Here is a 21,182-nt window from a genome sequence, read left to right on the forward strand (position 1 = left end):
TCGGGAGGGTTTGCCCTGATTAGGTGATGACGTGCACGCAGCCCAGGAGCAGCGGGATCAGTGGCACCGCCGCTGTCGCCACGGCTACAGAGGCCCGCAGTGTGGCGTGTGGCCGCCGCTGCGGCGTGAGCAGCCGGCGCAGACGGAGCAGCGCACTCGGGCCGCCCACCGCGAACGCGCCCGCGGGTGCCGCTCCGGCCGCCATGCCGTACACCGCGGCGGCGAGCACCTCGCGGGGCTGCCGGCGCAGGGCCCGGTCGTCGGCGATCATTTCCAGGAGTACGGCCGTCTGCTGCCTGCCGTGCCGGGCCAGCGGAAGCGGGCCGAAGATCCTCGAGAACGCCTCGGTGGCGGCGAGGGCCAGGTGGTGACGGCCGGCGATGTGCGCGCGTTCGTGTGCGAGTACGGCGTCGAGCTGCCCGGCGGACAGCAGCCGCAGGGCACCGGCGCTGACGACGACGCGCGGCCGGTGCCCGGGAAGGCAGTAAGCGGCGGGCAGCTCGTGGTCGAGGACAGTGGCGCCGAGCCGCGCAGAGCGGCGGCCCACCAGATCCAGGACCTTCCGGTGACGGGACCGGGTGCGCCGGCCCCGCAGCGCTTCGAAGACGAAGGAGCCGAGGACGACAAGCACCACGACAGCGGGCAGGACCACCGCCAGCCGCGCGGCCACCGTGGGATCGGGGCCGCCCGTGCTGGTCGTCAGGCCGCACGAGTGCAGCAGGCCGATCAGGTCGGCATGCAGGTGCTCGGTCGGGGCGGCGAGCTGGTACACGGCCAGCGCGACCGTCACGGTGAACGACGCGGACAACGCCAGCCAGGAAGCCACGGCAAGAGCCGGTGCGCGATACGGCCAGGCGCTGCGCAGCAGCAGCCGCGGGGCGAGGAACCCGACCGCCCCGGCGTAACCGAGCAGGACCGGAGCCGCGTTCACGGACCGTCCTGCCGCTCGGCGGTGGCCAGCGCCTCGCGCAGGGCGCCGACTTCTGCGGGGCTCATCTGCTGCACGAAGTGGGCGAGGGCCGCGGGGCGGTCCTCGCTGGCACCGAGCGCCTCCTCCATCAGGGCGGCCGAGTACTGCTCACGCGTGCGGATGGGCGAGTACACCCAGGCGCGGCCCTGCTTCCCGCGCAGCAGCCAGCCCTTGTTGTAGAGGATCGTGGCCACCGTGTTCACGGTGGTGTAGGCGAGCGGCCGCTGCTTGTTGATGTCGTCGACGATCTCCCGGACCGTCGCGGGGCGCTTCCAGCGCCACAGGCGGTCCATGATCTCCGCCTCAAGTTCCCCCAGCCGCCGCATGGTCGCTCCCTTATCGCCGCACTACGCAGCCACATAGTAGATCGTTCCCTGGGCGGATCAGTGGCCTGCCGCGGTCGGCCGCCATCACTCCCTCGCCGAAGCAAACAGGTCATTTGCCTGGCGCGTTAACGCGCTGTTTCAGGGGAGTTGGTGGATCAAGCCCAACGGGCCGCTAGGATCACGGCATGATTACGGCTTGGCCGCTCCCGCGCATCGTGCGGGCCCGTGCGTCTGCGGGTCCGCTGCGCGTACTGGGCCTGGCCGTGCTGCTGTTCGGCGTCGTGTTCACGCACGCAGTGAACGCCGAGAGCATCCATGGACATATGGTGACCAGCGCAGTGGCGCCTGCCACCATGTCGCCCGACGATGCCCACGACGCCACGGACACACAGGCGCTGTCCCGTCTTGTCGCAGCGGGCGGCGGACATGATGATCACGGCTCGTCGCATCCGGGCGAGCAGTGCGTGTCCGCCCAACCGCATCTGGGCCCGGTCCTCACACCGCCATGCTTTGCTGCCTCGGTTAGCGAATCGGCTGCTTCCGGGCGCGCCGCGGTGAAGCGTGGCCTCAGCGACTCGGCGGTTACTGTCTCGCCGTCAGCAGCCGTCAGATCATCCGTGGTTCAGCAGGTCTAGGACTCGGCTGGCTCCTCCCGTCCGGTCGCTCCGGCCCGCCCGTTCGCCACGGGTCAGTGGAGCGTTCGCCGAAGTCCCGGCGCGACAAGGACCGGATCCCGTGCCCGCCGACGTGGATCCCCGGTCTGCATCGTCGACGCCGTCCTGCCCCCCCACCCATGCCTGCCGTTCTTCTGTGTGCCATGGCTGCCGCCGTGGCACACAGAGGCGGTGGACGCACGGAGGACCTGTGCCGACACACTCCCGTACGCCCGCGTATGCCCAGCGGGCCCGATCCTCACATCGGCTCCGACAGCTCGTCTTTCTGATCCGTTGCGGCCTGCTCCTGGTGGTCGGCCTGTGCGCCTTCGCGCACGGGCCGACCGAAGACAATCACCGGCCGGCTGCCGCCGCCACCGCATCGGCGGTGGGCGATGCGGGGCCGCACGGACCCCACCGGCACCACGAGAGCGAGGAGTGTGCGCCGGACGGAGTCGTACGTACGACGACCCAGGCAGCGGAGCAACCGCCTGCCGACGCAGGAACGCTGGCGCTCGCCGGCTCCTTGGCGGTTCTCGGATTGCGGCCCGTGTCTCGTCAGCCGTACCAGCGGCGAAGGACACGCGCGGGACGGATAGCACTCGCCCGCACCTCCCGGTGGCGCATCTAGACCTCCCGCCCGCAGCCGTCTGCACCAACCGGCTGCCGCGCGACGGCTCCACAGGCCCAGACCGACCTTCCGCCTTGGAGCCGTGGCGCGAGATGAGCACGCACCGCGCATTCATCGAGCGAGAGCGAAAGAGATGCAGTCACCGACGAACACGACCGTCACACCGGACCGATCCGCCCTGGCGGGTCTGGTGGGCAACACACCGCTGCTGCGGGTGTCCGAGCCGCTGACGCCCGCGGACCGCGGCTTCTGGGCGAAGCTGGAGGGCTTCAACCCCGGAGGGATCAAGGACCGGCCCGGCCTGCACATGGTTGAGCGGGCCCGCGCCCGCGGCGACCTGCTGCCCGGCGCCCGGATCATCGAGTCCACCAGCGGCACCCTCGGCCTGGGCCTGGCCCTGGCCGGGATGGTCTACGGCCACCCGGTCACCCTGGTCACCGACCCCGGCCTGGAGATGTCCATGACCCGGCTGCTGACCGCCTACGGCGCCCAGGTCAACGTGGTCTCTGAACCCCACCCCACTGGCGGCTGGCAGCAGGCGCGCCGCGAACGCGTCCAGCAGCTGATGGCGCAGCACCCCGGCTCGTGGTGCCCGGACCAGTACAACAACCCGGACAACACCACCGCCTACACCCCGCTCGCCCTGGAACTGGCCACCGAACTGGGCCACATCGACGTCCTGGTGTGCAGCGTGGGCACCGGCGGCCACTCCGCCGGCGTCTCCCGCGTCCTCAAGCAGCTCTACCCCGAGCTCAAGGTGGTCGGGGTCGACACCGTCGGCTCCACCATCTTCGGCCAGCCGGCCCGGCCCCGGCTGATGCGGGGCCTGGGTTCGAGCATCTACCCCCGCAACGTCGCCTACGACAACTTCTCCGAGGTCCACTGGGTCGCCCCGGCCGAGGCGGTGTGGACCTGCCGGCAGCTGGCCGCATCCCACTACGCCACCGGCGGGTGGAGCGTGGGCGCGGTCGCCCTGGCCGCCGGATGGCTCGCCCGCACCCTGCCTGCGGACACCCGGATCGCGGCGATCTTCCCCGACGGCCCGCAGCGCTACCTCGGGACGGTCTTCGACGACGACTACTGCGCTGCCCACGGCCTGCTCGACTCCCCGCCCGCGCCCGAGCCGGAGGTGATCGGCCGCGTGGATGAGAAGGAGGTCACCCGCTGGACAAGGTGCACCGCCGTGGTCGATCCGCTCGCCCTGACCGACCTGTCGGACGACGCCGAGGCCGACGCGGCGGAGGGGGAGGGCCGGTGAAGGGCACCCTTGCGCAGGTACGCACGTACGAACGCAGTGTCCAGTTGTTGATGGTGAACCAGTTCACCATCAACCTCGGCTTCTACATGCTGATGCCGTACCTGGCCGCCCACCTGTCCGGAACGCTCGGACTGGCCGGCTGGCTGGTCGGACTCATCCTGGGAGTACGGAACTTCAGCCAGCAGGGCATGTTCCTCGTCGGCGGAACGCTCGCCGACCGGTTCGGCTATAAGCCGATGATCGTGGCCGGGTGTGTGCTGCGCACGGTCGGTTTCGCGACGCTCGGGCTGGTCGACTCGCTCGCTGCGCTGATCGCCGCTTCCGCGGCGACCGGGCTGGCCGGGGCGCTGTTCAATCCGGCGGTGAGGGCGTATCTCGCCGCGGACGCGGGGGAGCGCAGGGTCGAGGCGTTCGCGCTGTTCAACGTCTTCTACCAGGCCGGGATCCTGCTGGGCCCGCTGGTGGGCATGGTGCTGACCGGGGTGGACTTCCGCATCACCTGCCTGGTTGCGGCCGGAATCTTCGCCCTGCTCAGCATTGTGCAGATCCGCGCCCTGCCCGCCCGGCGGGCCGAGGACACCGAGAAGAAGGAGAGCCGGGTCCGGGAGAGCGTGCTCGCCCAGTGGCGCGGCATCCTCGCCAACCGGCCGTTCCTGCTCTTCTCCGGAGCCATGATCGGCTCGTACGTCCTCACCTTCCAGGTCTACCTGTCCCTGCCGCTGGAGGTGCGCCGGCTCGGCGGCGACGGCGAGTTCGGCACGGCGGCGGTCGCGACGCTCTTCGCGGTCTCCGGACTCAGCACGATCCTCGGCCAGACCAAGGTGACCGCCTGGTGCAAGGCCCGCTACGAGCCCGGCCAGGCACTGACCCGAGGGCTCGCGGCCATGGGCCTGGCGTTCGTACCCCTGCTGCTGGCCACCGCCGTACCCGTACCGGAAGCCGGCGTCGGACTGTGGCTGCTCGCGGCGGTCCCGCCGACCCTCGCCGCGCTGCTGCTGGCGATCGGCACGATGATCGCCTACCCCTTCGAGATGGACACCATCGTCCGCCTCGCCGGTGACCGCCTGGTGGCCACGCACTACGGGCTGTACAACACCATCTGCGGGGTGGGCATCACGCTCGGCAACCTGCTCACCGGCGCCGCGCTCGACGCCGCCCGCGAGGCGGGCATGCCTGGGTTGCCGTGGATCTCCCTGGTCGCGCTCGGCCTCGCCTGCGCGGCCGCCCTGTACGGCCTGCACCGCACCGGCCGTCTGGCGACCCCGACACCCGAGCCGCGGCCCGTCGTGGCCTGACCCACCACCGGTCCTGGGAAGCAGGGACGGGCGCCAAACAGCGCCCGCCCCTGCGGGGCAGCGTGCTCCGCTCCGACCGGCCAAGCCGGCGGCGCCCCGCGGACCGGCTACGGGGCCTCCCGGTCTTGGGGTGTGAGAGTCCCGGATCCCGCTGACCGATGTTCCGCGCAACGCTTGAGCCATACCCCCGGGGGGTATATGGTTTGTGGTGTGGAGCCCGGGAACGGGTCACACTGGACGGGATTGGGGATGAAAGGTCATGGACCACAGCGCTCATCACGCCGGCACGGAGCACGACCACGCCGCCCACGGGGCCCACCCCGCTCCCGCCGATCAGGGGGCGCACCACGGCGGGCACGCAGGGGCGTCCTGGGGGACGGCGGCAAAGGCGACGCTGCACTGCCTGACCGGCTGTGCCATCGGCGAGATCCTCGGCATGGTGATCGGCACCGCCCTGCTGTGGGGCAATGTGCCCACCATGGTCCTGGCGATCACCCTCGCGTTCCTCTTCGGCTACTCCTTCACCCTGTTCGCGGTCCTCCGGGTCGGCCTGGACCTCAAGTCCGCGATCAAGGTCGCGCTGGCCGCTGACACCGTCTCCATCGCGGTGATGGAGTTCGTCGACAACGCGATCATCGCTCTCTCGGGTGCGATGGACGCCCATCTGTCGGACGGGCTGTTCTGGTCCGCCCTGCTGGGCGGTTTCGGTGTCGCCTTCCTGATCACCACTCCGGTCAACAAGTGGATGATCGGCCGCGGCAAGGGCCACGCCGTCGTTCACGCCTACCACTGACCTGCCCGAACCGGCACGCACGTGGGGCGCCCCGCTTGATCAGGGGGCGCCCCAGGCGCGTTTGTCACGCCTCCTGGTGGCTATCCGGGAAGTGCAGCGCCGCACGTCGAAGAAGTCAGGCCGCCCGGTCCGCCGGCCTGTGGCAGCCAGAGGAGGCGATCTGTGATGGCCACGGTCAAGGACATGCTCGCCACGTACCCGGCCGATCTCGGTGACGTCGACCGCGAGAAGCTCACCAAGTGCATCGAGGAATGCATCGCCTGCGCCCAGGCGTGTACGGCGTGCGCGGACGCCTGCCTGTCCGAGGGCATGGTCGGCGATCTCACCAAGTGCATCCGCACCGACATGGACTGCGCCGACATCTGCAACGCCGCGGCGTCCGTCCTGTCCCGCCACACCGGCTATGACGCCAACATCACCCGCGCGATACTCACCGCGTGCGCCACCGCATGCACAGCCTGCGCCGACGAATGCTCCGCACACGCCGACATGCACGAGCACTGCCGCCTGTGCGCCGAAGCCTGCCGCTCGTGCGAGCAGGCGTGCAACGACCTCCTCCAGGCGCTCGGCTGACCCCATCAGACGGGCTCACGCCCCTGTGCCCATGCCAGACGCTCGTCCCAGGAAATCGGCCGCCGTGGAGGTGCGTGGTTTTGTAAGCGGGAGCGGACAACGTTTGTCGACGGTTCCTGGCAGCGCTGAGCGATCAAACGGCCCGGAAATATCGATGAGGAGAACTGACAACGCTGGAACCGCCGTCACCCCTGCTGTCCCTGCCTTAGGAGCCCATGAGCGCACGTCGGCACCGTCACCGCAGCAGCCGTCCCCATCTGGTTTCGCCAGTGACCGGCCGGACAGCGGCTGGCCCACCGGCTCGGGCGGTCACCCAGCCGTCTCGAGCTGCGCCTCGAGCTCGTCCAGGCACGTCTGCCAGCCTCCGGAGGCGCTGTCGGCGGTCGAGGGATCGGCCATGATGTGCGTGAACACTAGGAGGCAGCCAGCCCCCTCGTCGCGCAGCTCGATCCTGAGGTGATCGTCGAACTCCCGCTCCTTGCCGTCAGGGTCGTGCTCGTCGAAGGCAAACAGCCGCGGCGGGTCGAAGTGGGTGATGGTGGCCGTATAGACCGTGCCCTCGCCGTCGTCGAAGGAAATCCGACCGCCGGCCCTCGGCTCCAGCTGTGTCACCCGAAACGGATACCACTGGCTCAGATGCCGGGGATCTGTGACGGCCAGCCAGACCTTCTCCCGGCTGTGCTTCAGGTGACGTTCGAACTGCAGGGCAGGCCGACCGTCAATGATGGTGGTGGTCGTGCTCATCACTTCACTGCCTCTCGGCCGCCTGACGCGGCTGTTCCTCGGGGACGTCGGACATCGTTTCCAAGTGTTGTTCCAGCACTTCCAGGCGTTCCGTCCACAGCCGGCGATACGGCGCGAGCCAGGCGTCGAGATCAGCCAACGGCTCCGGGCGGAGCTCGTACCAGCGGCGCTGCGCTTCCGCCCGCACTGTGACGAGCTTGGCGTCACGCAGCACCCGCAGATGCTTGGACACCCGCGGCTGGCTCATCTCCAGCTCGTGGGCGATCTCCCCCACGAGACGGGGGCGCCCGAGGAGCAGCCCGAGCATCCGCCGCCGCGTGGGGTCGGCCAAGACATCGAAGGGCAGAGACACAACCTCAATATACTCACTAAGTTATATAACTTCAACGGCATGAATATCCCACCTCGGCCACCCCCGGGCCGGTGGGACTGCGGAATGAACGCGTGCACCACCCCGCGACCGGCCTCAACGGCGATCTGGGGCACCGGTCGGCCGACATAGGCCCGCACCATCGGATAGGTCACCGCCTCCGCCGCGTGCTCGTCCAGCAGCCGGTCGAAGATCCGCTTGACCGTGCGACGCTGCTTGCGCAGAGCATCCAGATCCGCCCGGAGCATCGCGTCGATCAACGGCTTGTAGGCATCCAGGCGGGTCACACGCGGCCGCGGCTTCTTCCACGGTTCCGGCCGGACCGACTCCAACGCAGCCTTGACCGTCCGGAATCCGACTCCATGCTCACGCATCAAGGCCCGGTACGACATGCCGGACCGGGCATCACGGCGGAGCGCCGCGTACAAGTCGACCTTGGACTTCGGTGGCGCCATCGCAGCCTTATCCCTCAAGCACGTCAATGCTCCCACCGCAAGCCCCCGGGCGTTGCCAGAACTCACAGACATCGCCCGTCGTCGAAACGAGGCGTTCTCGGCCCCGAGCGACAAGTGGTGTCAGGTTCCGGTTCTGGCACACATTCCGTAAGGGTGGTGGTCAGGAGTGCAGGGAATCGGTGTCGTCCCACTTCCATCCGGTTTGGGGGAACTGCTCGAGCAGGGCGGAGAGGGACGATGCCTGGTAGATGGCGGATGACCAGTTCTCCGCGGAGACATCGAGTGTCACCAGAGGCGGGGTGTCCTGGCGAAAGTCATAGGCAAGCAGTTCGCGGCTTCCGTCCCCACCGATGACGACGGCGCCGGGGAAGCGCTTCTGGAACTCGCCAGCCTCATTGATGCCGATGAGCTCGGCCAGCGCGTCGATCACCAGGAAGTCGTCAGCGGGAGGAACGAACTGACTCAGACTCCCTGTAGTGCCCAGGAAGTCACGGTAGTCCTGGGGAAAGTGGACTCCGAAGTGGTGCTCGACCTGCGCGATCTGGTCGTCGATCGAACTCATGAAGCAGTTCTATCAAGAGCAACACCCGCCTGGTGGCCGTGGCCGCCTTGTGCCGCGGTGAGGAGGACACGTTTGCGGAGCAGGGGAAGCTTGGCTCGTCCGAACATCTGGCGTTTGATCATCTTGATGTGGTTGACGCGGCCCTCGACAGGGCCGGAGTTCCATCGGGTACTCAGGCCCTGGACGACAGCGTCCCAGTCCTTCTCCAGGCCGGTGGCGAACGCGTGCAGCCGAGGCAGGTCCGCGGTGCAGGTGGCGGAAATCCAGTCCTTGAGGTGCTGGCCGGAGCGGGTTTGCAGGATCTCCGCGAAACCGCGGACGTGCGTGTGAAGGGCCTTCAACTCCGGGCAATTGGCAAGGATCTCGGCAAACTGCACACGTTCCTCGTCGCTCAGGCGCTCGGGCTGTCGCATCGTCCAGCCGGTGACCCGTCGGATTCCCGGTGGTGCGGGTGGGACGACGCGTATGCGGTGCCGGCGCCTGGGCCGCAGATAGTCGCTGATGATCTGGTAGCTCCCGCGGTAACCGAGGGCTTGGAGCTCGGTATGCAGCTGGATGGCGTTGGTGTGTCCTTCCGCCCAGCGTTTGTCCAGGTGAGCTTTGTAGGGGTCGAGCTGGCTGGGGCGGGGCTGGTGCCGTGCGCTCAGTAGCTGTTCAGGGGCTGCTGCGCGGGCGTTGCGGCGGACGGTGTTGCCGCCCATATGTAATTCTCTGGCGATCTCCCGGATGCCGTGTCCCTGGGCTAACAAGGCATGGATGGTCGCGTGCCTCTCTCGGATGCGGGCTTCGATCGGCGACATCGCCCTCGTCGCATCGGTACTGTCGCTTTCGATCCCGGGGCATCAGGGCTGGTGACAGCCATCTTGAGGCAGTTGCTGTGATGTCGGATGGTGGCTTCGACGGCGGTGCCGAGGTTCTGCCAGAGGTGGAACCGGTCGGCCACCTGGACCGCGTTCGGGGCGCCGGTGCGAGCGCCATCGGCGTAGGAACCAGCCCGGTCACGGCAGATGATCTCGGCGCCCGGGTGATCGCGTAGCCAGCTGGCCAGGGTCGAGGCGTCGCGGCCGGGCAGCAGGTCGAGAGGTTGGCCGGTCTCGCAGTCGATGAGGACGGTGCCGTAGTGGTGTCCGCGGCGGGTGGCGAAGTCGTCGACGCCCAGCACCTTGGGGACGGCCCAGAGGGGGTCAGGCATGGCCATGATCGCCCGTAGGAGGGTTGTCCGGCTCACCCTCGTCTGCAGGGCATCAGCAAGACGGGCCCCAGCCTGGCCGGCGAGGGCAACTGCAACGACCGCCAGGAGACGGCGCGAAGCAGGAGTCCGTCTCCCGTACCGGAACGTCAGCCCCGCGACCTGCTCGACGAACGTACGGCGCCCGCACAGGGTGGTATCGCAGTACAGCCGTCGCACGGTCAGTTCGATCAACACCGGTTGGCCACCGACCGGAGTGTCGGCCAGTCGACGTTCGTAGCAGCTGTGCACATGACTCGACGGAAGCTCACAGTCCGGGCACGAAGCAGGGCCATCGGAAGTTCTCGCCACGATGTGCACCACACCGCACTCCGTGAACACCCGCTCCACCAGGACCGCTCTGAGGTGCGGAAACAGCACCGCTACGAGGTCATCACACCGCACCACGGTCCCAGATGGCGCAACATCACCGTGGCGGAACGCCGCTGATCGCCCTCACGGAATGTGTGCCAGAACCCAGGTTCCACCAACAAAGCTAGGTGCGGCCCTTGCAGAGCAGTTCTTGGTGCTCAGTCGGGTTCCGCTTCTGCCAGCAGTGAGCCGAAGACGGATCTGCCCAGCGCCTCGGCGCGGGCTGGACCGATGTCGGTGCCGGTGTAGTCGGCATGCTGTTCGGCCTACCTGCCGGCGTTGTGGCGGCTGGTGAAAAAATCGCCCGCCATGCGGGGCGGCGCCGCGCGGCGGCTCGGGACGGCGGTCGGGGGACGAGTGGACGTCGGATGCCCTGCCGCTACGGCCGCCACGCCGCCCGGGTCTGGGTCTCCTCGTGGGCGTGCGGGTACTTTGCGGTGCGGTGCTGGAAGGCGAGCACCTTGGGGTTTTGGACGACGCCACGGCGGATCTCGATGGCGTGCCGGATCGTGTCGTCGGTGTCCCAGCCGTCGGGGCCTTGAAGCGCGACGTCCAGATACGGCAGGAGGGCCTCGCTGTTCTCCCAGGTCGCGGAGTTCCACAGGTAGGAGGGGCTGTGGTCCACCGCGTAGTACCTGACGTGGTCGCCGACGGTGAACATCGGGTCGGTGAAGGTGGTGGGCCGGGCCCAGTCGAAGCCCATGCCCTCGTCGCAGGACACGTCGATGACCAGGGTGCCGGGGGCCAGCTTGGGCAGGTCCTCGTCTATCAGGAACATCAGCGGCGCGTCGGTGTCCTGCAGCACGCAGTTGACGATGATGTCGTGCCCGGCGAGGAACTCGGCCAGCGGCTAGCGGGCCGTCCTCGGTGAGGGCGACACTGCGTCGCGGGTCGAGGGTGCCGTTGGCTTTGTCGTGGTCGAAGTGGACGATCCGCGCGGAGTGGATGGGGGAGCTGACTGCGGTGACGCCACGCGCGGTGAGCACGTCGACGTCGTGCACACCCAGGGCGCTGAGCGCGGTCACCGCGCCGCGGGCGGTCGCGCCGAAGCCGATGACAACCGCGCGCTGCCGCCGCCCGTAGTCGCCTGTCACACCGGTCAGTTGCATGGCGTGAAGGACCGAGGAGTACCCGGCCAGCTCGTTGTTCTTGTGGAAGACGTGCAAGTTGAAGGCGCCGCTGCGGGTCCAGTGGTTCATCGCTTCGAAGGCGATCAAAGTCAGCCGCCGGTCGATGGCGGTCTGGGCGAGCCTCTCGTCCTGGACACAGTGCGGCCAGCCCCACAAGACCTGACCCTCGCGCAGTTCCGCCAGGTCCTCGTGGAGCGGTTTGGCCAGCAGGATGACATCGCAGTCGGCGATGAGTTCCTCGCGCGTGCGGAAGCCCGCGACGAGCGGGGCGAGCCCGCTGTCCGGGACGCCGAAATGCTCTCCGTAGTTTTCCTGGAGGTAGATGCGCTTGCGGAGACCGGCGTCGATGCGGTCGAAATGAGCGGGGTGAACGGGCAGACGATGCTCGTTTTCCTTGCGGGTCTGCGACATGATTCCGAGCGTGAGCTGCTGCAAAATGCCCCTTTGGTTGCTTCCTGTCTAGCACACCGGGGCAATCCGGCAGCCGGTCGCGACGGGCGGGGCCAGGGGCGGGTTGCCGGCTCCTGGGCTGCCACGGCGCAGGCGGTGCCCGCCGAGGTCGATTCCGCAAGCTGACCCGGCTTCCCGTACGGCAGGTCCGGTGCCCGGCATCGCGTGTGCCGGGCACGCTGTCACTTGTGCGGATGCCGTTGGGGCCCTGCGGGTACCCCTCACAGCGGGCTCCCGCGTCGCTCGTGGATCCGGCGGCATCCTTCGCGAGGCGATATGCGGGACGCTGGCCCTGGCGCGTTTTCGCTAGCGGCTGCCGTCAGGCCGATATAGCGTTGTGATCAGCAGTCGTGGTTCCGAAGTCCCGTTCGCCCGTGATCGCCATCACGGGCGTTCTTGCGTTTCAGCGCCTCTCCGGACCAGGGCGATCACCTCCCGGGCACGCAGGGCGCGGGCCCGGTTTCCCCTCGAAGGAGACGGTCATGGCCAAGGGCACTGTCAAGTGGTTCAACAGCGAGAAGGGCTTCGGCTTCATCGAGCAGGAGGGCGGCGGCCCCGACGTCTTCGCCCACTACTCCAACATCGCCGCCCAGGGCTACCGCGAGCTGCAGGAAGGCCAGAAGGTCGAGTTCGACGTCACCCAGGGCCAGAAGGGCCCGCAGGCGGAGAACATCCGCCCCGCCTGATCGCGCCATCCTGATGATGCCCGGCGTCCCGACTGCGGAACGCCGGGCATCAGCCGAGGCTCACCCACAGGCTGTGAATGACGCAAGTAGCGTGGTGTGCCCCGTCGCCGAGACCACGCGCCCCCTGGCCGCGGCCGGCGAAGTAGCCCGCCTCACCCAGCGTTCCCTGCGCGCCGCCGAACTGGCCGTCGGGCGCCCCCGCTCTCAGGCCGAGCGCGCCGAGCGCTCATGATGCCTATGAGCCAGAAAACCGCCTGGTCGCCCGCACCCTGGACAGCTGCTGGCAGATGCGTCTGGCCGAACTGGCCGAGGCCGAGCACGCCCTGCGACGGGACCCTGGTGGCACAGGTCCTTGAGAGAAACGGGCGTGGCATGTCCTGACGGCAGACAGTCGCGACGCTGTGTGGGTTGAAGGACCGGGATGAGCTCAGCCAGCGGGAGTCCGACAAAATAAACACCGCTTTTCGGGCATACGGCTATTTCAGGCCACCATGGTCCTGAGTGTCATGCGGGTCTCGGAGTCGGCAGATTCATGCCGCCGGGCGTAAAGAGCAACGACCCACCAGACCGCTTACGTTTCCGTGTGGCGTTAGCCACATTCAAGCAGGTCAAGCGGTTCTCGGCGCGAAGGCCACGTTGTTCTCCAGATCCGTGCCAGGGACGGAAATTTGTCGTCAGTATGGCTACCGAGTGTCTCACGAAGTGGCTTTGACCTGCGGAAATCTGTCAACCGAGAGGGCTGGCCAGGTTGTTCGCGGCGCTGCGGGGCCGAAAACGAGCAACCAAAAGACCGTGTGCGTTTTGGCATGCACGCAAAAACTCCCGACCTGTATTTCTGCAGGTCAGGAGGTTTTCCCGGAGTGCCCCCGGCAGGATTCGAACCTGCGCACACGGCTCCGGAGGCCGTTGCTCTATCCCCTGAGCTACGGGGGCGTGTCGGGCGCCTTGTGTGGCGGCGACGGGTAGAACACTACCAGCTCTGCGAGGGAGATCATGAACGGGTTTTGCGGGGCCGGGGGCGGGGTTGAGGTGGGGGAGACCGCCCGCAGGGGGCGGAAGTGGGGAAAACCCGGACGCGGCGGTGGGTGCGGACCTACTCTCGAGTTGTGCCAGGCGCGTCCGGCCGGGTGCTTGTTGTGGACGACAACAAGGTCATCCGGCAGCTGATCAGGGTCAACCTCGAGCTGGAGGGCTTCGAGGTGGTGACCGCGGCCGATGGTGCCGAGTGCCTGGACGTTGTTCATCAGGTGCGGCCCGACCTCATCACCCTCGACGTCGTGATGCCTCGGCTGGACGGGCTCCGCACCGCCGCCCGGCTCCGCGGCGACCCCCGGACACGGTGCCTTCCGCTGGCCATGATCAGCGCCTGCAACCAGTACGAGGTGGAGGCCGGGCTCGACGTCGGCGTCGACGCGTTCCTTGCCAAGCCTTTCGAGCCGAACGAACTCGTTGCCCTGGTACGGCAGTTGGTGGAGCGAGGAGCCTCCGGGGGCGAGGCCGCGCCCTTCGGGAGCGAGCACGCCGAGTGTGCTGACCGTCCCGAGCGGGCGGGCCACGCCGGAGGCTGACCTCGAAGTCTGGCCCCCTGGAGCAACGCTCAGAACGAGTCGAGCCGAATGAAAAGAGGGCCGCCCGGGAACCACCTGCGCCCAGGCCTCGCCTCGGCCGGAGCCAAGCGCCAAGCGCCAAGCGCCAAGCGCCAGAGTTTGGGCTGCAGGGTTCGGAGCTACGGAGTTCCGAACCCAGGACAGGGCCCGCACATCCCAGCCTGCCCCGCCCCACCCAAGCCCAGCCCAGCCCTGCCCCGCATCGTCACCCCGGTCTGACGCCGGTCACCGCCTCCTCGGCCTACCCCGCGCCGCCCGGACGCTGACCTCCCCGCCCTCCGGTCGACCCCCGCCGTCCACATCCCGGACCTCCAGTAAACCGGCTCGCATACCCACCCCCCTCCTCCCATACGCTTGTCCCGTGACCCCCGTCGAGCTCTCCCGCACCGTGCTGCGCGCGGTGCGTCGTGCTGTGGACGAGGGAGAGCTGAGCGTGGCGGTGCCCGCACGGGCCGTGGTCACTCCGCCGGGGCCCGGCGGCAGCGGGGACTACGCGACGAACATCGCCTTGCAGCTGGCCCGGCCTGCGGGGCGGCCCCCGCTGCAGGTCGCCGAGATCCTGCGGCCCCACCTCAGCCGGACCGAGGGCGTCGCCGCTGTCGAGATCACCGGGCCGGGGTTTCTCAACATCCACCTCGACCGGGCCGCCGTCGCCGCCCTCGTTCGCCGGATCCAAGCAGCTCAGGGCGCCGGGGGCGGCCAAGGCCCCGCCCCCCTTCCGTACGGTCACAGCGATGCCCTCGCCGGGCAGGTCGTGCGGTTGCGGATTCCGTACGACATCCGCGCCGAGGTCGTCGCCGACGCGCTCGTACGGATCGTCGCCAGCCAGGGCGGTCGCGTCGAGGTCGACCACGCCAGACACCGGAACCCCCACAAGCTCGCCGACCTCGACGAGATCGGCAAGGTCGACGAGACCGGCAAGGTCGACGAGATCGGGAAGGCGAGCAAGTCCGACCAGCCCAGTGACCTCGGCAGGCCCGGCCGCCCCAGGCAACTCGACGGCGAGCCCACCAGGTCCGATCGGTCAGGTGGCCCGAGCAACCCCGATCGGCCGGTCCGCCCCAGCCCCGGGCGACCCCACCGCCTCGACAACATCGACAACCCCGATACCTTCGGCAACCCCGGCGCCCCCATCGACCTCCGCCCGGTCCCCGCCCCGGAAGACCCCACCCCCCTCGGCCCCGACGCCCTCCGCTGGGCCCTCCTGCATCCGGCCGCCCACGACCGCCCCCGGATCACCGCGGACCTCCTGGTGCAGCGCGCCGGCAACCCCCTCTTCCGGGTTCGTTACGCCCACGCCCGAGCCCGCGCGCTCACCCGCAACGCCGCGGCCCTCGGCTTCACCAGCACACCGGGCAACTTGGACACCCCTGATGCCCTGGGAAGTCCGGCCACGTTCACACCCCCAGGAAACCTGGCAGCCCCTCACACCCCCGCCGCCCTCTCACAGGCTGCCACCACCCCCGACGTGACGACCCCCCTGGTCACCGCCCTCACCGAATACCCCTCCGCCCTCGCCCGAGCGGCCACGCACCGCGCTCCCGATCGTCTCGCCCGGCACCTGGTCGTCGTCGCCGACGCCCTGCTCGCCTTCCAGCACACGGTGCTGCCGCGCGGCGACGAGAAACCCTCGGCCGCCCACCGGGCCCGGCTGGCACTTGCCGAAGCCGCCGGGACGGTGCTGGCCGGCGGCCTGTCCCTGCTCGGCATCGACGCACCCGAATACCTCTGAGCGAGCCCGCGAAGCCCAAGCCCAAAGCCGAAGCCCGAGCCCAAAGCCGAAGCCCAAAGCCCAAAGCCCAAGCCGAAGTCCAAGCCCCAAGCCCCAAGCCGAGCCCCCCGCGCGCAAAGCACCAGAGAGACCAGAGAAAGCCGTACAGACATGAGCCGTTCCGCACACCCCGCCGGGCCCCGTCACGCCGACGTGCTTCCCGAGGGGCACTACGCCGCCCCGCCCGCCGACCTCAACACGCTGGACCCGAAGGTGTGGGCGCAGACCGTCACCCGTACCGCCGACGGAGTCGTCAGTGTCGGTGGGATCGATGTGAAGGCGCTCGCGGAGGAGTTCGGCACGCCGGCGTACTTCGTCGACGAGGCCGACTTCCGGGCTCGGGCCCGCGCCTGGCGCACGGCGTTCGGGCAGGACGCCGACGTCTTCTACGCCGGCAAGGCGTTCCTCTCCCGCGCGATCGTCCGCTGGCTGCACGAGGAGGGGCTCAACCTCGACGTCTGCTCCGGCGGCGAACTCGCCACCGCCCTCTCCGCCGGTATGCCCGCCGACCGCATCGCCTTCCACGGCAACAACAAGTCCACCGACGAGATCCACCGCGCGATCGAGGCCGGTGTCGGCCGTATCGTGCTCGACTCCTTCCAGGAGATCGTGCGGGTCGCCCACATCGCCCAGTCCCTCGGCAAGCGGCAGAAGGTGCAGATCCGCGTCACCGTCGGCGTCGAGGCGCACACGCACGAGTTCATCGCCACCGCCCACGAGGACCAGAAGTTCGGGATCCCGCTCGCCGGCGGGCAGGCCGCGGAGGCCGTGCGGCGGGCCCTCAAGCTCGACGGGCTCGAACTCATCGGGATCCACTCCCACATCGGGTCGCAGATCTTCGACACGTCCGGCTTCGAGGTCGCCGCCCACCGCGTCGTCGGGCTGCTCAAGGACATCCGTGACGAGCACGGTGTCGAGCTGCCCGAGATCGACCTCGGCGGCGGGCTCGGCATCGCCTACACCAGCGACGACGACCCGCGTGAGCCGCACGAGATCGCCAAGGCGCTCACCGAGATCGTCAACCGGGAGTGCGAGAACGCCAAGCTGCGCACCCCGCGTATCTCCGTCGAGCCCGGCCGTGCCATCGTCGGGCCCACCGCCTTCACGCTCTACGAGGTCGGCACCATCAAGCCGCTGGACGGGCTGCGGACGTACGTCTCGGTGGACGGGGGCATGTCCGACAACATCCGGACCGCGTTGTACGACGCGGAGTACAGCGTCTCGCTGGTCTCCCGGACCTCCGACGCCGGGCCGATGCTCGCGCGCGTGGTCGGCAAGCACTGTGAGAGCGGGGACATCGTGGTCAAGGACGCGTTCCTGCCGGCGGACCTGGCACCGGGTGACCTGATCGCCGTACCGGCCACCGGCGCGTACTGCCGTTCGATGGCCAGCAACTACAACCATGTGCTGCGCCCGCCGGTCGTCGCCGTCAATGAGGGAGAGGCTCGTGTCATCGTCCGCCGGGAGACGGAGGAGGATCTTCTCCGGCTCGACGTCGGCTGATCCGCGGGCAAGGGAAATCCAGGCCGAAAGATCTCCGTCCGACGGCCCTGAGAAAATGAAATAGATGTCTCACGATCCGGACGAGGGATAGAAACTCCCGTCCGGTGAGTGAGACTGGTTCCACCGTATTCGGTATGTCGGTATTGAGGAAACGAGGTCGGATGATGCGTACGCGTCCGCTGAAGGTGGCGCTGCTGGGCTGTGGGGTTGTCGGCTCAGAGGTGGCGCGCATCATGACGACGCACGCCGACGACCTTGCCGCACGCATCGGCGCCCCTGTCGAGCTCGCGGGCGTCGCCGTCCGGCGGCCTTCCCGGGTGCGTGCGGGCATCGACCCGGCGCTCGTCACCACCGACGCGACCGCCCTGGTCAAACGGGGGGACATCGACGTCGTCGTCGAGGTCATCGGCGGTATCGAGCCCGCCCGCACCCTCATCACCACCGCGTTCGAGTACGGCGCCTCCGTCGTCTCCGCGAACAAGGCCCTCCTCGCCCAGGACGGCGCCGCGCTGCACGCCGCCGCCGGGGACCACGACGCGGACCTCTACTACGAGGCCGCCGTCGCCGGTGCCATCCCGCTGATCCGGCCGCTGCGCGAGTCCCTCGCCGGCGACAAGATCAACCGGGTGATGGGCATCGTCAACGGGACGACCAACTTCATCCTCGACAAGATGGACACCACCGGGGCGGGTTATCAGGAGGCCCTCGACGAGGCCACCGCCCTCGGATACGCGGAGGCCGACCCGACCGCCGACGTCGAGGGCTTCGACGCCGCCGCCAAGGCCGCGATCCTCGCCGGTATCGCGTTCCACTCGCGCGTACGGCTCGACGACGTGTACCGCGAGGGCATGACCGAGGTCACGGCGGCCGACTTCGCCTCCGCCAAGAACATGGGCTGCACCATCAAGCTGCTCGCCATCTGCGAGCGGGCCGCGGACGGCGGCTCCGTCACCGCGCGCGTGCACCCCGCGATGATCCCGCTGACCCACCCGCTCGCCTCCGTGCGCGGCGCGTACAACGCCGTGTTCGTGGAGTCGGACGCCGCCGGGCAGTTGATGTTCTACGGACCGGGCGCGGGCGGTGCCCCCACCGCCTCAGCCGTGCTCGGTGACCTCGTGGCCGTGTGCCGCAACCGGCTCGCGGGCGCCACCGGGCCCGGCGAGTCCGCCTATGCCGCCCTGCCGGTCTCGCCGATGGGCGAGGTCGTCACGCGCTACCACATCAGCCTCGACGTCGCCGACAAACCGGGAGTTCTCGCCCAGGTGGCGACCGTGTTCGCGGAGCACGGTGTGTCGATCGATACGGTTCGCCAGCAGGGCAAGGACGGCGAGGCCTCTCTCGTCGTCGTCACCCACCGCGCCTCCGACGCCTCCCTCACCGGGACCGTCGAGGCGCTGCGCAACCTCGACACCGTGCGGGGTGTCGCCAGCATCATGCGGGTTGAAGGAGAGTAACCAGCAATGACCCACCAGTGGCGCGGAATCATCGAGGAGTACCGGGACCGGCTGCCCGTCTCCGACAGCACGCCGGTCGTGACGCTCCGCGAGGGCGGCACGCCCCTCGTCCCCGCGCAGGTGCTCTCCGAGCGCACGGGCTGCGAGGTCCACCTCAAGGTGGAGGGCGCCAACCCGACCGGGTCCTTCAAGGACCGCGGTATGACCATGGCCATCACCCGTGCGAAGGAAGAGGGCGCGAAGGCCGTCATCTGTGCCTCCACGGGCAACACCTCTGCCTCCGCGGCCGCCTACGCCGTCCGCGCGGGCATGGTCTCGGCCGTGCTCGTCCCGCAGGGGAAGATCGCGCTGGGCAAGATGGGCCAGGCCCTCGTGCACGGTGCGAAGATCCTCCAGGTCGACGGCAACTTCGACGACTGCCTCACCCTCGCGCGTGAACTGAGCGACAACTACCCGGTGGCGCTGGTCAATTCGGTGAACCCGGTGCGTATCGAGGGCCAGAAGACCGCCGCGTTCGAGATCGTGGACATGCTCGGCGACGCCCCCGACATCCATGTCCTGCCGGTCGGCAACGCGGGCAACATCACGGCCTACTGGAAGGGCTACAAGGAGTACGCCGCCGACGGCATCGCCGCCAGGACGCCCCGTATGTGGGGCTTCCAGGCCTCCGGTTCCGCGCCGATCGTGCGCGGCGAGGTCGTCAAGGACCCGTCGACGATCGCCACCGCGATCCGGATCGGCAACCCCGCGTCCTGGCAGTACGCCCTGGCGGCGCGGGACGAGTCGGGCGGCTTCATCGACGAGGTGACGGACCGTGAGATCCTGCGCGCCTACCGGCTGTTGGCCGCTCAGGAGGGTGTCTTCGTGGAGCCCGCCTCCGCCGCCTCCGTGGCCGGTCTGCTGAAGGCCGCCGAGAACGGCAAGGTCGACCCGGGCCAGACCATCGTCTGCACGGTCACCGGCAACGGCCTCAAGGACCCCGACTGGGCCGTCGCGGGCGCCCCGCAGCCCGTCACGGTCCCGGTGGACGCGGCGACGGCGGCCGAGCGCCTCGGTCTCGCGTAGTCCTCGCGCGGTCCTCGGTATCCTCTCGCCCAGCCGTTCGAAAGACCTGGGAGTCGCGCGTAGACGCCGATTCTCGGGGGATAACCCTGACAGGACCCGACAGGGGGTGCACAGGGGGCTTACGACACGCATCGTGCGCCTCCTGTGCGCCCTATGTCGCCACAGAACCTTCCTTCGATAGGCTGTAGTGAACCCGCCCGCTGCATATGCCCCGCAAGGGGTGCGGCGCCGCGCCGTCCTGAGCGGCCGCAGGGTCCTCACATACCTATCGAATGTCATTCGACAATCGTCAATCTCGCAGCTCAAGGAGAGTCATCGAGCGATGGCCGGTCCAGCGTTCCGCGCCGCCGCCGTACGGGTGCGCGTCCCCGCCACCAGCGCCAACCTCGGTCCGGGCTTCGACGCCCTGGGCCTGTCGCTGGGGCTCTACGACGACGTGGTCGTCCGGGTGGCCGACTCCGGCCTGCACGTCGACATCGCGGGGGAGGGCAGCGAGACCCTTCCGCGTGACGAGAAGCACCTCCTCGTACGGTCCCTGCGCACCGCCTTCGATCTGCTGGGGGGACAGCCCCGCGGTCTTGAGATCGTTTGCGCCAACCGCATCCCGCACGGTCGCGGTCTCGGCTCCTCCTCCGCCGCCATCTGCGCCGGCATCGTCGCCGCCCGCGCCGTGACGATAGGCGGCGACAACCGGCTCGACGACGCCGCGCTGCTCGAACTGGCCACGGAGATCGAGGGCCACCCCGACAACGTCGCGGCCTGTCTGCTCGGCGGCTTCACGCTCTCCTGGATGGAGGGCGGCGCCGCGCGGGCGATCAGGATGGATCCCGCCGATTCCATCGTTCCGGTGGTTTTCGTTCCCGGAAAGCCGGTGCTGACGGAGACGGCGCGCGGACTGCTCCCGCGCAACGTCCCGCACGTCGACGCAGCCACCAACGCGGGTCGGGCGGCCCTCCTCGTGGAAGCCCTGACCAGGCGCCCCGAACTGCTGCTGCCCGCCACCGAGGACCGGCTGCACCAGGAGTACCGGGCGCCCGCCATGCCGGAGAGCGCGGCCCTGGTCGAGCGACTGCGGGCCGACGGCGTCCCGGCGGTCATCTCCGGCGCCGGACCCACGGTCCTGGCCCTGGCCGACGACGCCAGTGCCGACAAGGTCGCCGATCTCGCGGGTGCGGGATGGGCCGCCAACCGGCTGGACCTCGACGCCCGAGGGGCGTGCGTCCTGCCGCTGACCACCACCGTCGCCGAAACCGGCGCCGACAGCGGCGTCGAGTAGGGGCGTACGG

General features: G+C 69.2%; 20 protein-coding genes, 1 tRNA gene and 1 pseudogene. 13 read left to right on the forward strand and 9 right to left on the reverse strand.

The genetic code is table 11. The features are described 5' to 3' along the window. Positions 1-19 precede the first annotated feature (19 nt). Positions 20-931, reverse strand: coding sequence for a M56 family metallopeptidase (locus tag ACWD26_RS12540; RefSeq protein WP_451269042.1), 912 nt, complete (start codon positions 929-931; stop codon positions 20-22). Beyond that, a complete protein-coding gene (locus ACWD26_RS12545) occupies positions 928-1,296 on the reverse strand; it encodes a BlaI/MecI/CopY family transcriptional regulator (protein WP_451269044.1) in 369 nt (122 codons plus the stop codon). Before ACWD26_RS12545 ends, ACWD26_RS12540 begins: the two co-directional genes overlap by 4 nt. Before the next feature lie 185 nt (positions 1,297-1,481). On the opposite strand from ACWD26_RS12545, the gene ACWD26_RS12550 reads away from it, so the two are divergent. The 5 genes from ACWD26_RS12550 to ACWD26_RS12570 all read left to right on the forward strand — a co-directional run bounded on the left by ACWD26_RS12550 (position 1,482) and on the right by ACWD26_RS12570 (position 6,499). After that, entirely contained in the window at positions 1,482-1,931 is a 450-nt protein-coding gene (locus ACWD26_RS12550; RefSeq protein ID WP_451269046.1) for a hypothetical protein, read from the forward strand. Positions 1,932-2,713: 782 nt separating this feature from the next. Beyond that, on the forward strand, positions 2,714-3,838 hold the full coding sequence (locus ACWD26_RS12555) for a PLP-dependent cysteine synthase family protein (RefSeq protein ID WP_451269048.1): 1,125 nt from the start codon (positions 2,714-2,716) through the stop codon (positions 3,836-3,838). After that, positions 3,835-5,133 (forward strand): MFS transporter, encoded by a 1,299-nt coding sequence (locus ACWD26_RS12560; RefSeq protein WP_451269050.1) that lies wholly within the window; start codon positions 3,835-3,837, stop codon positions 5,131-5,133. Before ACWD26_RS12555 ends, ACWD26_RS12560 begins: the two co-directional genes overlap by 4 nt. A 259-nt stretch (positions 5,134-5,392) precedes the next feature. Next, positions 5,393-5,926, forward strand: coding sequence for a DUF4396 domain-containing protein (locus tag ACWD26_RS12565; protein ID WP_451269052.1), 534 nt, complete (start codon positions 5,393-5,395; stop codon positions 5,924-5,926). Between the two features lie 165 nt (positions 5,927-6,091). Then, positions 6,092-6,499, forward strand: coding sequence for a four-helix bundle copper-binding protein (locus tag ACWD26_RS12570; protein ID WP_451269054.1), 408 nt, complete (start codon positions 6,092-6,094; stop codon positions 6,497-6,499). Between the two features lie 309 nt (positions 6,500-6,808). Here ACWD26_RS12570 and ACWD26_RS12575 read toward each other — a convergent pair whose 3' ends face one another. From ACWD26_RS12575 to ACWD26_RS12600, 6 genes and pseudogenes are all read right to left on the reverse strand, one after another. Beyond that, positions 6,809-7,243 (reverse strand): SRPBCC domain-containing protein, encoded by a 435-nt coding sequence (locus ACWD26_RS12575; RefSeq protein WP_451269056.1) that lies wholly within the window; start codon positions 7,241-7,243, stop codon positions 6,809-6,811. Positions 7,244-7,247: 4 nt separating this feature from the next. Next, a complete protein-coding gene (locus ACWD26_RS12580) occupies positions 7,248-7,595 on the reverse strand; it encodes an ArsR/SmtB family transcription factor (RefSeq protein WP_451269058.1) in 348 nt (115 codons plus the stop codon). A gap of 633 nt (positions 7,596-8,228) precedes the next feature. Beyond that, complete coding sequence (locus ACWD26_RS12585) at positions 8,229-8,630, reverse strand: SMI1/KNR4 family protein (protein ID WP_451269060.1); 402 nt, start codon at positions 8,628-8,630, stop codon at positions 8,229-8,231. Beyond that, on the reverse strand, positions 8,627-9,430 hold the full coding sequence (locus tag ACWD26_RS12590) for a transposase (protein WP_451269062.1): 804 nt from the start codon (positions 9,428-9,430) through the stop codon (positions 8,627-8,629). The genes ACWD26_RS12585 and ACWD26_RS12590 overlap by 4 nt, the downstream gene beginning before the upstream one ends. Then, entirely contained in the window at positions 9,373-10,266 is an 894-nt protein-coding gene (locus ACWD26_RS12595) for an ISL3 family transposase (protein WP_451269064.1), read from the reverse strand. The genes ACWD26_RS12590 and ACWD26_RS12595 overlap by 58 nt, the downstream gene beginning before the upstream one ends. 343 nt (positions 10,267-10,609) lie before the next feature. Next, a pseudogene (locus tag ACWD26_RS12600) lies at positions 10,610-11,795 on the reverse strand (N(5)-(carboxyethyl)ornithine synthase). A gap of 497 nt (positions 11,796-12,292) precedes the next feature. On the opposite strand from ACWD26_RS12600, the gene ACWD26_RS12605 reads away from it, so the two are divergent. Together ACWD26_RS12605 and ACWD26_RS12610 are read left to right on the forward strand one after the other, a co-directional pair. After that, positions 12,293-12,496 carry a cold-shock protein gene (locus ACWD26_RS12605; RefSeq protein WP_010040284.1) on the forward strand — a complete coding sequence of 68 codons (204 nt, stop codon included), beginning with the start codon at positions 12,293-12,295 and terminating at the stop codon, positions 12,494-12,496. A 73-nt stretch (positions 12,497-12,569) separates the two neighbouring features. Next, positions 12,570-12,728: a hypothetical protein gene (locus ACWD26_RS12610; protein ID WP_451269067.1), complete on the forward strand. Its 159-nt coding sequence runs from the start codon at positions 12,570-12,572 to the stop codon at positions 12,726-12,728. A 629-nt stretch (positions 12,729-13,357) separates the two neighbouring features. Here the strand turns inward: ACWD26_RS12610 and ACWD26_RS12615 are convergent. Continuing rightward, positions 13,358-13,429 (reverse strand) — tRNA-Arg (locus ACWD26_RS12615). 152 nt (positions 13,430-13,581) lie between these two features. Here ACWD26_RS12615 and ACWD26_RS12620 point away from each other — a divergent pair. The 6 genes from ACWD26_RS12620 (at position 13,582) to thrB (ending at position 21,172) form a co-directional block, all read left to right on the forward strand. Continuing rightward, positions 13,582-14,064 carry a response regulator gene (locus ACWD26_RS12620; protein WP_451269069.1) on the forward strand — a complete coding sequence of 161 codons (483 nt, stop codon included), beginning with the start codon at positions 13,582-13,584 and terminating at the stop codon, positions 14,062-14,064. 400 nt (positions 14,065-14,464) lie between these two features. After that, the gene (gene nrtL, locus ACWD26_RS12625) at positions 14,465-15,835 is read left to right on the forward strand and encodes an ArgS-related anticodon-binding protein NrtL (protein ID WP_451269071.1); all 1,371 of its coding nucleotides are present in this window, start codon (positions 14,465-14,467) and stop codon (positions 15,833-15,835) included. Between the two features lie 150 nt (positions 15,836-15,985). Further along, positions 15,986-17,377: a diaminopimelate decarboxylase gene (lysA, locus tag ACWD26_RS12630; RefSeq protein ID WP_451269073.1), complete on the forward strand. Its 1,392-nt coding sequence runs from the start codon at positions 15,986-15,988 to the stop codon at positions 17,375-17,377. A 161-nt stretch (positions 17,378-17,538) separates the two neighbouring features. Further along, a complete protein-coding gene (locus ACWD26_RS12635; RefSeq protein ID WP_451269075.1) occupies positions 17,539-18,831 on the forward strand; it encodes a homoserine dehydrogenase in 1,293 nt (430 codons plus the stop codon). A 6-nt stretch (positions 18,832-18,837) separates the two neighbouring features. After that, complete coding sequence (thrC, locus tag ACWD26_RS12640; protein WP_451269077.1) at positions 18,838-19,896, forward strand: threonine synthase; 1,059 nt, start codon at positions 18,838-18,840, stop codon at positions 19,894-19,896. 322 nt (positions 19,897-20,218) lie between these two features. Continuing rightward, entirely contained in the window at positions 20,219-21,172 is a 954-nt protein-coding gene (thrB, locus tag ACWD26_RS12645; protein ID WP_451269079.1) for a homoserine kinase, read from the forward strand. The last annotated feature ends 10 nt before the right edge of the window (positions 21,173-21,182 follow it).

Source organism: Streptomyces sp. NPDC002787 (genome assembly GCF_053592095.1).

Coding starts and splice junctions, on each gene's coding strand:
- ACWD26_RS12545 (WP_451269044.1), bottom strand. CDS start 1,296: ATGCGGCGGCTGGGGGAACTTGAGGCGGAGATCATGGACCGCCTGTGG.
- ACWD26_RS12550 (WP_451269046.1), top strand. CDS start 1,482: ATGATTACGGCTTGGCCGCTCCCGCGCATCGTGCGGGCCCGTGCGTCT.
- ACWD26_RS12555 (WP_451269048.1), top strand. CDS start 2,714: ATGCAGTCACCGACGAACACGACCGTCACACCGGACCGATCCGCCCTG.
- ACWD26_RS12565 (WP_451269052.1), top strand. CDS start 5,393: ATGGACCACAGCGCTCATCACGCCGGCACGGAGCACGACCACGCCGCC.
- ACWD26_RS12570 (WP_451269054.1), top strand. CDS start 6,092: ATGGCCACGGTCAAGGACATGCTCGCCACGTACCCGGCCGATCTCGGT.
- ACWD26_RS12575 (WP_451269056.1), bottom strand. CDS start 7,243: ATGAGCACGACCACCACCATCATTGACGGTCGGCCTGCCCTGCAGTTC.
- ACWD26_RS12585 (WP_451269060.1), bottom strand. CDS start 8,630: ATGAGTTCGATCGACGACCAGATCGCGCAGGTCGAGCACCACTTCGGA.
- ACWD26_RS12590 (WP_451269062.1), bottom strand. CDS start 9,430: ATGTCGCCGATCGAAGCCCGCATCCGAGAGAGGCACGCGACCATCCAT.
- ACWD26_RS12605 (WP_010040284.1), top strand. CDS start 12,293: ATGGCCAAGGGCACTGTCAAGTGGTTCAACAGCGAGAAGGGCTTCGGC.
- lysA (WP_451269073.1), top strand. CDS start 15,986: ATGAGCCGTTCCGCACACCCCGCCGGGCCCCGTCACGCCGACGTGCTT.
- ACWD26_RS12635 (WP_451269075.1), top strand. CDS start 17,539: ATGATGCGTACGCGTCCGCTGAAGGTGGCGCTGCTGGGCTGTGGGGTT.
- thrC (WP_451269077.1), top strand. CDS start 18,838: ATGACCCACCAGTGGCGCGGAATCATCGAGGAGTACCGGGACCGGCTG.
- thrB (WP_451269079.1), top strand. CDS start 20,219: ATGGCCGGTCCAGCGTTCCGCGCCGCCGCCGTACGGGTGCGCGTCCCC.